11 protein-coding genes and 1 tRNA gene are annotated in these 13,693 nt (G+C 70.0%); 6 read left to right on the top strand and 6 right to left on the bottom strand.

Translation table 11 applies throughout. The annotated features are described in order from the left end of the window. Positions 1–147 precede the first annotated feature (147 nt). The gene (locus tag CA983_RS29800; protein ID WP_086603919.1) at positions 148–1,584 is read left to right on the top strand and encodes an NAD(P)/FAD-dependent oxidoreductase; all 1,437 of its coding nucleotides are present in this window, start codon (positions 148–150) and stop codon (positions 1,582–1,584) included. Between the two features lie 271 nt (positions 1,585–1,855). Continuing rightward, positions 1,856–3,148, top strand: coding sequence for an SAM-dependent methyltransferase (locus tag CA983_RS29795; protein WP_086603918.1), 1,293 nt, complete (start codon positions 1,856–1,858; stop codon positions 3,146–3,148). 50 nt (positions 3,149–3,198) lie between these two features. Here CA983_RS29795 and CA983_RS29790 read toward each other — a convergent pair whose 3' ends face one another. Next, positions 3,199–5,727: an ABC transporter permease gene (locus tag CA983_RS29790; protein WP_086603917.1), complete on the bottom strand. Its 2,529-nt coding sequence runs from the start codon at positions 5,725–5,727 to the stop codon at positions 3,199–3,201. A gap of 40 nt (positions 5,728–5,767) precedes the next feature. Next, the gene (locus tag CA983_RS29785; protein WP_086603916.1) at positions 5,768–6,538 is read right to left on the bottom strand and encodes an ABC transporter ATP-binding protein; all 771 of its coding nucleotides are present in this window, start codon (positions 6,536–6,538) and stop codon (positions 5,768–5,770) included. Positions 6,539–6,979: 441 nt separating this feature from the next. On the opposite strand from CA983_RS29785, the gene CA983_RS29775 reads away from it, so the two are divergent. From CA983_RS29775 to CA983_RS29765, 3 genes are all read left to right on the top strand, one after another. After that, positions 6,980–7,063, top strand: a tRNA-Leu gene (locus CA983_RS29775). Between the two features lie 134 nt (positions 7,064–7,197). After that, positions 7,198–8,373: a 4-hydroxybenzoate 3-monooxygenase gene (locus CA983_RS29770; protein WP_086603915.1), complete on the top strand. Its 1,176-nt coding sequence runs from the start codon at positions 7,198–7,200 to the stop codon at positions 8,371–8,373. Positions 8,374–8,599: 226 nt separating this feature from the next. Then, a complete protein-coding gene (locus CA983_RS29765) occupies positions 8,600–9,508 on the top strand; it encodes a Bax inhibitor-1/YccA family protein (protein WP_086603914.1) in 909 nt (302 codons plus the stop codon). Positions 9,509–9,598: 90 nt separating this feature from the next. On the opposite strand, the gene CA983_RS29760 is transcribed toward CA983_RS29765, so the two are convergent. Next, positions 9,599–9,829, bottom strand: a complete 231-nt coding sequence (locus tag CA983_RS29760) for a DUF4287 domain-containing protein (RefSeq protein WP_059424410.1) — start codon at positions 9,827–9,829, stop codon at positions 9,599–9,601. A gap of 101 nt (positions 9,830–9,930) precedes the next feature. On the opposite strand from CA983_RS29760, the gene CA983_RS29755 reads away from it, so the two are divergent. Next, positions 9,931–10,236: a hypothetical protein gene (locus CA983_RS29755; RefSeq protein ID WP_167407495.1), complete on the top strand. Its 306-nt coding sequence runs from the start codon at positions 9,931–9,933 to the stop codon at positions 10,234–10,236. A gap of 100 nt (positions 10,237–10,336) precedes the next feature. Here CA983_RS29755 and CA983_RS29750 read toward each other — a convergent pair whose 3' ends face one another. From CA983_RS29750 to CA983_RS29740, 3 genes are all read right to left on the bottom strand, one after another. Beyond that, positions 10,337–11,119, bottom strand: a complete 783-nt coding sequence (locus CA983_RS29750) for a hypothetical protein (RefSeq protein ID WP_086603913.1) — start codon at positions 11,117–11,119, stop codon at positions 10,337–10,339. Positions 11,120–11,392: 273 nt separating this feature from the next. Then, positions 11,393–12,610, bottom strand: coding sequence for an acetyl-CoA C-acetyltransferase (locus CA983_RS29745; protein WP_086603912.1), 1,218 nt, complete (start codon positions 12,608–12,610; stop codon positions 11,393–11,395). Positions 12,611–12,769: 159 nt separating this feature from the next. Beyond that, the coding region (locus CA983_RS29740) for an SGNH/GDSL hydrolase family protein (RefSeq protein ID WP_086603911.1) at positions 12,770–13,693 on the bottom strand (924 nt) is incomplete at its 5' end.

Genomic DNA, 13,693 nt, shown 5'->3' with positions numbered 1-13,693 from the left:
GCATTGACAACGGCCAGCAGTACACAAAGGGGCCCGGTTGTCACCATGACATGGATCACGGGAGCGGCGGAGGATAACACACTCCCCGACGGAGCTTGTGAAGGGGCGCACGAGCTACCCCCCTGAGGCGGGTGGATACTCGATGGCATGAGCACCACGGAGCGTCCCAGGATCCTCGTAGTAGGCGGTGGGTACGTAGGCCTGTACGCAGCTCGGCGCATCCTCAAGAAGATGCGCTACGGAGAGGCGACCGTCACGGTCGTCGACCCCCGGTCGTACATGACCTACCAGCCCTTCCTCCCCGAAGCCGCCGCCGGCAACATCTCCCCGCGCCACGTCGTCGTCCCGTTGCGACGCGTGCTGCCGAAGGCGGAGGTCCTCACCGGCCGGGTCACCACCATCGACCAGGACCGCAAGGTCGCCACGATCGCGCCGCTGGTCGGCGAGGCGTACGAGCTGCCCTTCGACTACCTGGTCGTCGCGCTCGGCGCGGTCTCCCGCACCTTCCCGATCCCCGGCCTCGCCGAGCAGGGCATCGGCATGAAGGGCATCGAGGAGGCCATCGGCCTGCGCAACCACGTCCTCGAGCAGCTCGACAAGGCCGACTCCACCAACGACGAGGAGATCCGCCGCAAGGCGCTCACCTTCGTCTTCGTGGGCGGCGGTTTCGCCGGCGCGGAGACCATCGGCGAGGTCGAGGACCTGGCCCGCGACGCGGCGAAGTACTACAAGAACGTGTCCCGTGAGGACATGCGCTTCATCCTGGTCGACGCCGCCGACAAGATCCTCCCCGAGGTCGGTCCCAAGCTCGGCAAGTACGGCAAGGAGCACCTCGAGGGCCGCGGTGTCGAGGTCTACCTGTCCACCTCCATGGACTCCTGCGTCGACGGCCACGTGGTGCTGAAGAACGGCCTCGAGGTCGACTCCAACACGATCGTCTGGACCGCCGGCGTCAAGCCCAACCCGGTCCTCTCCCGCTACGGCCTGCCCCTCGGGCCCCGCGGCCACGTCGACTGCGAGCCCACGCTCCAGGTCAAGGGCACCGACTACATCTGGGCCGCGGGCGACAACGCCCAGGTCCCGGACCTCGTCGGCCGCAAGGCGGGCAACGAGAACGCCTGGTGCCCGCCGAACGCGCAGCACGCGCTGCGTCAGGCCCGGGTCCTCGGTGACAACGTCCTGTCCGGCATGCGGGGCTTCCCGCAGAAGAACTACTCCCACGCCAACAAGGGAGCGGTGGCCGGTCTCGGCCTCCACAAGGGCGTCGCGATGATCGTCATGGGCAAGATGAAGATCAAGCTCAAGGGCCGTCTCGCCTGGTACATGCACCGTGGCTACCACGGCCTGGCGATGCCGACCTGGAACCGCAAGATCCGCGTCTTCGCCGACTGGACGCTCGGCATGTTCCTCAAGCGCGAGGTCGTCTCGCTCGGCGCGATCGAGACGCCGCGCGAGGAGTTCTACGAGGCCGCCAAGCCGGCCCCGGTCGCCTCCGCGCCGAAGGAGAAGACCGAGGCGAAGGCCAAGGAGAAGACCGAGGCGAAGGCCAAGGAGAAGACCGAGGAGAAGGCCAAGGCCTCCTGACCTCCGGTCCCTTCCCGTCCTGACGGACGGTCCTGCACGCAGGACCTCCACGCAGGACCTCCACCGCCGGACCTCTGACGAAGGACCTCCCGCCATCCGTGGTGCGGGAGGTCCTTCGGCGTTCCCGCGGCGTTCCGCTCGGGTCCCCGGGTTCCTTCGGAGTGGTGGTTTTGCCCGGACATGACGCGTGCCGGGGACTGCGCCGGGGCCCCGCAGGTGTTTACGTGGTGTCGGGAACATTCCGGGATTCCTCGTCACGGAGGTGTGCACCATGGCAGACGCCGCGCCGCGGCTCCAGGGTCTCTTCGCACAGTTGCTGGGAGCACCGCTACCGGTGCGCATCCGCGCCTGGGACGGTTCGCAGGCGGGCCCGCCGGGCGCGCCGACCCTGGTCGTACGCAACCGCCGCGCCCTGCGCCGCCTGCTGTGGAAGCCGGGCGAACTCGGGCTGGCCCGGGCCTGGGTGGCGGGCGATCTCGACATCGACGGCGACCTCTACACCACCCTCGACCTGCTGGCCGGCCACATCTGGGAGCGCGACGAGGACGCCCGCACCCTCGCCCAGGCCCTGCGCGAACCCGAGGTCCGCGCCGCCGTAGTCGGGCTCGTCAAGCTCGCCGGGCCCCCGCTGCCGCCCGCCCCGCCCCGCGAGGAGGCCCGTCGGCCGCGCCGCAACCTGCACACCAAGCGCACCGACAGACGCGCCATCAGCCACCACTACGACGTCGGCAACGACTTCTACGAGATCGTCCTCGGCCCGTCCATGGTGTACTCCTGCGCCTACTGGCCGAGCCCCGACAGCACCCTCGAACAGGCCCAGCACGACAAGCTCGAACTGGTCTGCGGCAAGCTCGGCCTGAGCCCCGGCCAGCGGATGCTCGACGTCGGCTGCGGCTGGGGCTCGATGGCCGTCCACGCCGCCCGGGAGCACGGCGTGAGCGTCGTCGGCGTCACGCTCTCCCAGGAGCAGGCCGCCTACGCCCGCAAGCGCGTCGCCGACGAGGGCCTCACCGACAAGGTCGAGATCCGCGTCCAGGACTACCGCGACGTCCGCGACGGGCCCTACGACGCGATCTCCTCCATCGGCATGGCCGAACACGTCGGCGCCCAGCGGTACCTGGAGTACGCCACCGACCTGCACGGGCTGCTGAAGCCCGGCGGGCGGCTCCTCAACCACCAGATCGCCCGCCGCCCGCAGCGGAACGAGGCGGCGTACGACGTCGACGCGTTCATCGACTCCTACGTCTTCCCCGACGGCGAGCTCCAGCCCGTCGGCGTCACCGTCGCCCAGTTGGAGCGCGCCGGGTTCGAGGTGCGCGACGTCGAGTCGATCCGCGAGCACTACGCCCTCACCCTGCGCCAGTGGGTCGCCCGCCTGGAGGCCGACTGGCAGCGTGCCGTCCAGCTCACCAGCCCCGGCCGCGCCCGCGTCTGGCGTCTGTACATGGCGGCCTCCGCCCTCGCGTTCGAACGCAACCGCATCAGCGTCAACCAGGTCCTGGCCGTGCGGACCCCCGAATCGGGGGAGTCGGGCATGCCGCTGCGCGCCCGTACCTGGAACTGAACGAGGAAGGGCCCTTTCCCACCGTGGGAAAGGGCCCTTCGACGTCTCGGCTACTCCGCCTTGATCGCCTCCAGCATGTTCAGCCGGGCCGCCCGCCGGGCCGGCCACAGCGCGGCGAGGACACCCACCGTCGCGGCCAGCAGCAGGAAGACACCCATCCGCGCCCAGGGCAGGACCAGTTCGTAGGTCGCCAGCCTCGTGGCCAGCAGCTCACCGGCCGCCCAGCCGAAGAACACGCCCAGGCCGATGCCCAGCACCCCGCCGAACAGGGAGATCACCAGGGACTCCAGACGGACCATCCGCTTGATGCCCTTGCGGTCCAGGCCGATCGCCCGGAGCATGCCGATCTCCTGGGAGCGCTCGAAGACCGACATCGCCAGGGTGTTGATGACCCCGAGGACCGCCACGATCACCGCCATGGCGAGCAGGCCGTAGACCATGTTCAGCATCAGCGTGAACATCTGCGCGATCTCGTTGGAGATGGCCTGCTTGTCCTGGACCTTGATCGCCGGGTTGGTGCCGAGGGCCTTCTCCAGCTTGTCCTGCGTCGCGCCGGACGTGCCGCCGGAGGTCTTCACCATGACCTTCATGTTGTACGGGTCCGACTCGTGCGGGGCGAGGGTCGCCCGGTCGAGCAGGATGCCGTGCAGGAAGTCGTTGCTCTCGTAGGTCCCGGCGACCGTCAGCTGCTGCTTCTTGCCGTCCGCGAAGGAGACCGTGAAGGCGGACCCGGCCTTCCAGCCGTAGGACTTGGCGGTCTCGCTGTCCACGACGACCTGGGCGCCGCCGACCTCGAAGGAGCCGGTGTCGACCTTCGGGCCGGCCAGCTCGCCGATCGCCGCGCCGTCGACGCCGGTCAGGTACTCGGTCCGGCCGTCGATCCGGGAGGCGGCGTTGAGCATCGGGCTGGTGGCGGTGACACCGTCGGTGCGCTCCAGCTTCTTCTCGACGTCCGGCGACAGCGGGTTGCCGTTCGCCATGGACACCACGTAGTCCGCCTTGATCGACGACGACGCCATCTTCTCGATGGCCTGCTGGAGGCTGCCCGCCATCACCGTCATACCGGTGATCAGGGTCAGGCCGATCATCAGGGCCGAGGCGGTGGCGGCCGTACGGCGCGGGTTGCGCACCGAGTTCTGCCGGGCCAGCTTGCCGGAGATGCCGAAGGCGCGCAGCACCGGCGCCGCGGCGGCGATCAGCGGGCGGGACAGCAGCGGGGTCAGGACGAACACGCCGATGATCAGCAGCACCGCGCCGAAGCCCATGGGCATCTGGCCGTCCGAGCCGTCCATCGTCGTGGCCACCAGGATGACGGCGATGCCCGCGGCCGAGACCAGGGCGCCCAGCGTGTTGCGCAGCACCAGCGACTTGGTCGTGGCCTTGGCGTGCACGCTGTTCATGGCCGCCACCGGCGGGATCTTCGCGGCCCGGCGGCCGGGCAGCCACGCCGCCAGCATGGTCACCAGGATGCCGACCGCGAGCGCGGTGAGGATCGTGGCGGGCTTGATGATCAGCGGCCCGTCCGGCACGGTCGCGTCGAACGTCCCCATCAGGGAGCGCAGCCCGGCCCCGATGCCGATGCCCGTGACCAGCCCGGCCACGGCGGCGACCGCGCCGACCACGAACGCCTCGATGAGCACCGACCGCGTCACCTGCCGGCGGGAGGCGCCGACCGCCCGCATCAGCGCCAGTTCCTTGGTGCGCTGGGCGACCAGCATGGTGAAGGTGTTGGCGATGATGAACGTGCCGACGAACAGGGCGATGCCGGCGAAGACCAGCAGGGCCGTCTGCATGCCGCTCATCGACCTGGCGATCGTCTCCGCCTGGTCGTCGGCGAGCTGCTTGCCGGTGGTGGTCGCGACCGTGCCCTTGGGCAGCGCCTTGTCCAGCTCCGCCTTCAGCGCGGCCTGCGCGACGCCCGGCTTCGCCTTGACGTCGATCTGGTCGTACACGCCCGCCTTGCCGAACAGCTTCTGGGCGGTCGCCGTGTCGAACAGGGTGAGGCTGCCGCCGGCCGCGACGTTGCCGTCGTCGGTGGTGAAGATGCCGGTGATCTTCGGCGTCAGGACGGGCCCGTCGACCGACATGCGTACGGTGTCACCGACCTCGTAGCCGGCGCGCTTCGCCGTCGCCGAGTCGATGAGGATCTCGCCCCGGCCCTTGGGGGCGTGCCCGCTGACCAGGGGGTAGCGGGGGTCCTTGGTGCCCCAGTAGTTGCCGCCCTGCGACTGGAAGCCGTCGCCGATCAGCTTGCCGTCCTTGTCGGCGACGGCGGTGAAGCCCTGCACGACCCCGATGGCGGACGCGGCCCCGGGAACCCGCTCGCTCTTGTCGAGCGTGGCCTGGGTCAGGTCGTGGAGCTTGCCGACCCGGTCGCCCTCGGCGTCCTGGTAGTCCGCCGTCACGGCGACGTCGACCTGGTCGAAGCCCTTGGCGGAACTCTTCTGGAAGGCGTCGGAGATGGTGTTGGTGAAGACCAGGGTCCCCGACACGAAGGCCACGCCGAGCATCACGGCGAGGACGGTCATCAGGAGCCGGGCCTTGTGTGCGAGCACATTGCGCAAGGCGGTACGGAACATGGGTTTTCTTCTTCTCAGTCCTGTCGGTCCTGACGGGGGATCAGCTGGTGCGGCCCTTGGCGTCGAACTGCTTCATCCGGTCGAGGACGGAGTCGGCCGTCGGCCGGTACATCTCGTCGACGATCCGCCCGTCAGCGAGGAAGACGACCCGGTCCGCGTAGGCCGCGGCCACCGGGTCGTGAGTCACCATCACCACCGTCTGGCCCAGCTCCCGCACGGAGTTGCGAAGGAAGCCCAGCACCTCGGCGCCGGAGCGCGAGTCGAGGTTTCCGGTGGGCTCGTCACCGAAGATGATCTCGGGCCGGGAGGCCAGCGCCCGCGCCACGGCGACGCGCTGCTGCTGACCGCCCGACAACTGTGCGGGGCGGTGGCCGAGCCGGTCCGCCAGACCCACCATCCGGATGACGGAGTCCAGCCACTGCTTGTCCGGCTTGCGGCCCGCGATGTCCATCGGGAGGGTGATGTTCTCCAGGGCCGTCAGGGTCGGCAGCAGGTTGAACGCCTGGAAGATGAAGCCGATCTTGTCCCGGCGCAGCTTGGTCAGCTGCTTGTCCTTCAGGGAGCCGAGCTCGGTGTCGCCGATGCGCACCGACCCGGAGGAGAAGGTGTCGAGACCGGCCACGCAGTGCATCAGCGTCGACTTGCCGGAGCCGGAGGGGCCCATGATCGCGGTGAACTCGGCCTGCCGGAAGTCGACGGACACCTGGTCGAGGGCGACCACCTGGGTCTCACCCTGTCCGTAGATCTTCGACAGATCCGTGGCGCGCGCGGCCACGGTGGTGGCCCGGTCGGTGAGCGGTGCGGTGGTCACGGGATGGCACTCCTGTCGGACGGCGGTGGTCTGGGAAGGACTCGTTCCATCGTCCGGGTCCCACGCCGCCGTGTAGTCACCCGTTGTTCCGGTTCCGGGGGCCGACTGCGGTCTGACCGCGAGGAGCGGTGTCATACCTGGGGATGACGAACGCCCCTGACGGGGCAGTGTGTCGGGGGATCGAGCGGTCCACGTGCCGGGAGATCGAGTGGGCCAAGTGTCAAGAACAGGTGGAGTGCCCTCGTTCAGACGGTGAAATTCCGTCATTCCGTATGCGCCGCCGACAGCCGCACGCAAGGCTATTGGCAAGTGCGGATGGCGCGTTCCATGTGCTGATGCACCCTCAGACGTCAATAAAATAAGACAACATCGGTCCGCCCATCCGCTGTTCGGGGGACCCGTCCCGATAGTCTCGGAACCTCGATGCGGAGCCCATGGCCTGCCCGGATGGTGGAATGCAGACACGGCGAGCTTAAACCTCGCTGCCCCTTCGCGGGCGTGCCGGTTCGAGTCCGGCTCCGGGCACCTTCCGATCCCTGTGTGGTCCATTGAGAAGTTCGCGGCGTACCCGTTGACAGCGGTCGTATGCCGTCAGAGACTCACATCCGATAATGGTGAAGAAAATTTCACCACACGAACGGATGAGAAGAGGGCGTCCGATGCGCACCACCGTCGGCATCATCGGAGCCGGCCCCGCCGGCCTCCTCCTCGCCCGGCTGCTCCACAACGCCGGCATCGACTCGGTCGTCCTGGAGAGCCGCGACCGCTCGTACGTCGAGCGGCGGCAGCGCGCCGGGATCTTGGAGCAGGGCACCGCGGACGTGCTGCGCGCGGCCGGCGCCGGGGCGCGCATGGACCGCGAGGGGCTGCGCCACGACGGCATCGAACTGCGCTTCGACCGCAGGCGCCACCGCGTCGACTTCCCCGCCCTCACCGGCGGACGCTCCGTGATGGTCTACGCCCAGACCGAGGTCTGCAAGGACCTCATCGCCCTCCAGCTCGCCGAGGGCGGCCCGCTGCTGTTCGAGGCGGAGGCGCTGGCCGTGGAGGACGCCGGCACCGACGCCCCGCGCGTCCGCTTCCGGCACGAGGGCCGCGAGGACGTCCTGGAATGCGAGTACGTCGTCGGCTGCGACGGCTTCTGGGGCGTGGCCCGCAAGGCGATCCCGGCCGAACTGACCCAGGTCTTCGAACGGACGTACCCCTTCGGCTGGCTCGGCATCCTCGCCGACGTGCCGCCCTCGCACGACGAGCTCGTCTACGCCCGCCACGACCGCGGCTTCGCGCTCTTGTCGATGCGTTCCCCGTCCGTGTCCCGCCTCTACCTCCAGGTGCCCGACGGCACCGACGCCGAGGCGTGGAGCGACGAGGCGATCTGGGACGAGCTGGAGCGCCGCTTCGAGACCGCCGACGACTGGCGCCTGGAGCGCGGCCCCATCACCCAGAAGTCGGTCACGCCCATGCGCTCCTACGTCCACGAGCCCATGCGCCACGGCCGTCTCTTCCTCGCCGGCGACGCGGCCCACATCGTGCCGCCCACCGGCGCGAAGGGGCTGAACCTCGCCGTCGGCGACGTCGTGACGTTCGCCCGGGCCCTGGCCCACCGGCAGGAGACCGGCTCACCGGAGCTGCTCGACGCCTACTCGGAGACCTGCCTGCGCCGGATCTGGCAGGCCGAGCGGTTCTCCTACGACATGACGACCCTCCTGCACCGGGCCCCCGGCGCGACCGGCTTCGAGGACCGGCTCCAGCTCGCCCGGCTGGACCGCATCGCCTCCTCCCGCGCCGCCGAGACCGACCTGGCCGAGGGGTACACGGGCTTCCCGTTCGGGTGATGCCCCGGGTGATGTAAGGGCGGCGTCAGCGGGTGATCTCCGTCCGGTTCCGGACGTGTCGCAGCTTGGTGATGAATGACCCCCTCCGATGAGGGGAATCACGAAGCCGCGTAGCGTGTTGCGCACCACGACGAGGGAAAGATCCTCCCCAAGCACTAGGGTCATTCCTTTGCCTACCTATTACTCTTGAGCCAAGGCCACGCAGCGTTGGCCATGGAGGAGTGAAATGAGGAGCAGAAACCCGGTCTTCTCGCGACGGGGGTTCAGCCGCGACAACGGCTACGCGGGCTTCAACACCGCGCCGCAGGCCGGGGGTCCCGCTGTCGCCACCCAGGGCAACCCGTACGCGCAGCCGACGGGCAACCCCTACGCGCAGAACCCGTACGCGCAGAACCCTTACGCCCAGCAGGACGTGCAGCACGGCGCGCCGCCGCAGGCCCCGGCCACCACCGGCCGGATGACCATCGACGACGTCGTCCTGCGCACGGCGAGCACGCTCGGTGTGCTCATCCTCACCGCGGCGCTCTCCTGGGCCCTGCTGCCGGTCGACGACGCCAACATCAGCCGTAGCTACGGCATCGGCATCGGCGCCGCGCTGATCGGCATGGTCCTGGCGTTCGTCCAGTCCTTCAAGCGCAAGGCCTCGCCCGCGCTGATCCTGACGTACGCCGCGTTCGAGGGTGTCTTCCTCGGCGTCGTGTCCAACATCGTCGACAGCCGCATCGCCGACGGCGCGGCCATGCAGGCCGTGATCGGCACGATGGCGGTCTTCGCCGGTGTGCTGATCGCCTACAAGGCCGGCTGGATCCGCGTCAACCGCCGCTTCTACGGCTTCGTGATGGCGGCCGCGCTCGGCTTCATCATGCTGATGATGGTGAACCTGCTGTTCGCGGTGTTCGGCGGCGGTGACGGCCTCGGCTTCCGCAGCGGTGCCCTCGGTGTCGTCTTCGGCATCATCGGCATCATCCTCGGCGCCTGCTTCCTCGCCCTGGACTTCAAGCAGGTCGAGGACGGCGTCGCCTACGGCGCCCCGCGTGAGGAGGCGTGGCTCGCGGCCTTCGGCCTCACGCTGACGCTGGTGTGGATCTACCTGGAGTTCCTGAGGCTCATCTCGATCCTCAACAGCAGCGACTAGTCTCCGACGCGTCGTGCGCGAAGGGCCCCGGCTCCGGCCGGGGCCCTTCGGCGTCTGCCGGGCGGCTCCGTCGTCGAGACGTGTCCGTGCCTAGAGCAGTTTGCGCGCGGCCCTCCTCAGGTCGTACTCATGGATGATCGCCTTGGCGTGGCCGTACGCGAGGTTGTGTTCGTGCCGGAGCCAGCTGACCTTTTCCTCGAAGCGGAAGAGTGCCGGGCCTTCTTCGACGGTGCGAAGCCAGTCGGAGATCTCACGACCGGTGCAATGGGGGATGCGGGCGAGCATGTTGCGATGGGTCTCTTCGGAGAAGACTTGGGACATCGGCGCCTCCGGACGCTGGGATGTAAGCCGGTCCTTCAGGTCACCGTGCCTGAGTGTTCGCCCGTTGGCAACAGTCCCGGTGCGACGCGTACGCTCGCGGCGTGGTTGATACGACGCCTCTGACCCGTGCGGTGGATCACTTCGCCGATCGTTTGAGGGCTGCGCCCCAGAGCCGGTTGCAGCGGGGCGCTGCCGCTGAGGCTCTCGGGCTGGCCCGGGAGTTGGCCCGGAGGGCGCAGGTGCTCGAGGGCATGGAGCCTCGGGTGATGCCGGATGCGGGGATGTTTGCAGCGGCAGATCAGATCACCGTTGCCGCGCATGATCTGGCGGTGGTGATTCCCAGTGGTGCCGACGTCGAGGACGCGGTGCGGTTGGTTGAGGAGGCGCAGAAGCGGGCGGGGGTGTGACCCGTTTCGTCGGCGGGTGCGGGGCGCGTTGTGGTTGCTCGCGCCCGCGCGGCGGAGCCGCACATCGATACAGCCCCGCGCCCCTTGGGGCGCTGCTCCCCTAAAGGGACGCGATGACCCTGTCGGCCAGGATGTAGACGTTTTCCTCGCCGCATTCGAACGTCAAGGTGTAGGCGCCCGAGACGCCCGAGCCGCCGAGGAGGGTCGGGGTCTCGCCCGCGCGCAGGGCGGTGGCGAGGCGCTCCGCGGTTTCCCGATGGCCCGGGGTCATGCACAGGGTCGTGCCGTCGGCGAAGACGTAGACGTCGAGGGTGCCCAGCGGGCCCGGGCGGACGTCCGTCAGTTCCACGCGCGAGGCGGCCAGCTCCTCCAGCGTGGCGACCGTGCGCTCGTGGTCGTTCACCACCGGCGACTGCGTCGGCACGAAGTCCGGGTGGGAGGGGTGCCGGCGGCGGGCCGCGGCCAGCTCCGGGGACTCGGCGGCCGGCTCCTCGGCGTCCGCGCCGGGCTCGGACACCGGCTCCAGACCCGCGAAATCGGCCTGGCGGGGCAGGAACAGGTCGACGTCGGGCAGACCCAGCAGGGGCGGTGCGTCGGAGGTGTCACGGGCCTCTTGGGCGGCCCAGAACGCCCGCGCCTCGGCGAGCTCCCGCTCGCGTTCCTCCGCGAGCGCCGCCGCCACGGCGGCCCGTATCTCGTCGGTGTCGGCATGCGTGCGGGCGGCGGGCAGCAGGGCACGGGTGGTGGCGGCGCGGTTCTCGGCCAGCGCGGTGTGCAGGGCCGCGACCTGTCGGCGCAGCTGCAGCACGGTGCGCAGGACGGCGACACCCACGGCGCCCGTGGCGGCCGTGGTGACCAGCAACGCGATCGGCATGGCGCTCACTGACGTACTCCCGGTTCAAAGTCGACCCCCGACTTCCTACATCAGCTTGAAGGGCGGACTAACCAGCTGTCAGTGCGTAACGTCACGAAACGGACAGGGCTTCGGCGCCGGGGGCAGGAGTGGGGCTGCTGTGACCTGGGCTTCTCTCCGCGTAGAGGGAGATAGGTCACATCCTGGGGGAGATTGGATCACAAAACAGCCCAGAACCCCGGGGTTTCCGGGGTTCTGGGACAGGGCCTCACAGCGCGTGCTATGGCGGCTACGGTGCGATGCTCAGCTGAGGCGCTCGATGACCATGGCCATGCCCTGGCCGCCGCCGACGCACATCGTCTCCAGGCCGAACTGCTTGTCGTGGAACTGGAGGGAGTTGATGAGCGTGGTGGTGATGCGGGCGCCGGTCATGCCGAAGGGGTGGCCGACGGCGATGGCGCCGCCGTTGACGTTCAGCTTCTCCAGCGGGATGCCCAGGTCGCGGTAGGAGGGGATCACCTGGGCGGCGAACGCCTCGTTGATCTCGACCAGGTCGATGTCGCCGATGGTCAGACCGGCCCGCTTCAGGGCCTGGTTGCTCGCCTCGACCGGGCCGAGGCCCATGATCTCGGGCGACAGGCCGGAGACGCCGGTCGACACGATGCGGGCGAGCGGGGTGAGGCCCAGCTCGCGGGCCTTGGTGTCGGACATGATCACGAGCGCGGCGGCGCCGTCGTTCAGCGGGCAGCAGTTGCCGGCCGTGACCATGCCGTCGGGGCGGAAGACCGGCTTGAGGCCCTGGACGCCCTCCAGCGTGACGCCGGCGCGGGGGCCGTCGTCCTTGGAGACGACCGTGCCGTCGGGGAGGGTCACCGGGGTGATCTCGCGCTCCCAGAAGCCGTTCTTGATGGCCTCTTCGGCGAGGTTCTGCGAGCGGACGCCGAACTCGTCCATGTCCTGGCGGGTGACGCCCTTGGCGCGGGCCAGGTTCTCGGCGGTCTGGCCCATCGCGATGTACGGGTCGGGCAGCAGGCCGTCCTCGCGCGGGTCGTGCCAGGTGGAGCCCTCGGACTGGGCGGTGGCGGCGGTGCGGGCCTCGGCCTCGGCGAACAGCGGGTTGTGCGTGCCGGGCATGTCCGAGCTGCCGTTGGCGTACCGGGAGACCATCTCGACGCCGGCCGAGATGAAGACGTCGCCCTCGCCGGCCTTGATGGCGTGCAGGGCCATGCGGGAGGTCTGGAGGGAGGAGGAGCAGTACCGGGTGACGGTGCAGCCCGGCAGGTGGTCCATGCCCATCTGTACGGCGACGATGCGGCCGAGGTTGTGGCCCTGCTCGCCGCCGGGCAGGCCGCAGCCGAGCATCAGGTCGTCGATGTCCTTCGGGTCCAGCTCGGGGACCTTGGCCAGGGCGGCCTGGACGATCGTGGCGGTGAGGTCGTCCGGGCGGAGGTCCTTGAGGGAGCCCTTGACGGCGCGGCCGATGGGGGAGCGGGTGGCTGAGACGATCACGGCTTCGGGCATCACGGCTCCATTGACGTACCGGGTGGTCTGGATGGGCTGTCTGGGAAGTTACCCGTACGTATGGCCTGGGTCACGGGTGTGGCGGTGTGACCCTGACCGCAGTTTTCTAAGCGCTTGCTTTTTCCGCCTGCCGGTCTTACGGGGCTCCCGGGACTTTCCTCAGCTCGACGGTGCGGCGGGAGCCGGTTCCTGCTCGGGTACCCGCCGGCGCCTGCGGCGCTTCAGCAGCGCCCACGGTCCCCTCGGGCCGCTCGGCATGGCGGCCGCGACCTCCGTACCCGCCTCCGACGCGGCCTCCGCCGCCGCCCGGGCCACCGGCAGGAAGCCCTCGCGGCGGGAGGCGTCCGGGCGCTCCTCCTCGGCCGGCCACAGGCCGAGGGAGGCGCAGACGGTCGGCAGGACCGCCATCGCCGCCGTCGCGTAGCCCTCGGCGGAGGGGTGGTAGTTGTCCGGGCCGAACAGCTCGCGCGGGTTCGCGGCGAACTCGGGGCCGAGCAGGTCGCCCAGGGACACGGTGCGGCCGCCCTGTTCGACGACTCCGATCGTCTGGGCGGCCGCCAGCTGGCGGGAGGCCCGTCGGGCCAGCCAGCGCAAGGGTTGCTGGACCGGCTCGATCGTGCCCAGGTCGGGGCAGGTGCCGACCACGACCTCGGCACCGGCCGTGCGCAGCCGCCGTACCGCCGAGGACAGGTGGCGCACCGAGCGGGTCGGGGGCATGCGGTGGGTGACGTCGTTCGCGCCGACCATGATCACGCAGATGTCGGGCACGGGATCGGGGTCGGCCAGCACCAGGGCCACCTGGCGGTCCAGGTCGTCCGAGCGGGCCCCGGGCGTCGCCACCGTGCGCAGCTCCACCGGGCGTTCCGCCAGGGCCGACAGGCCCGAGGCCAGCAGCGCCCCCGGGGTCTGCCCGGCCCGGTGCACGCCCTGGCCGGCGGCCGTGGAGTCGCCCAGCATCGTCAGCCGCAGCGGCACCTCACCGGGGACGTCGTACGTACGGCCGTACCGGCCGTCGGCGTTCGGCACATGGGGCGACATGCCGTTGCCCACCCGGCGCCGGGCCAGCTGCACCTCGGCCAGCAC

Source organism: Streptomyces swartbergensis, from assembly GCF_002148965.1.
GTDB classification, from domain to species: Bacteria; Actinomycetota; Actinomycetes; order Streptomycetales; family Streptomycetaceae; genus Streptomyces; species Streptomyces swartbergensis.
The sequence above is the reverse complement of the archived record's forward strand: the minus strand, read 5'-3'. Positions and strand labels throughout refer to the sequence as shown.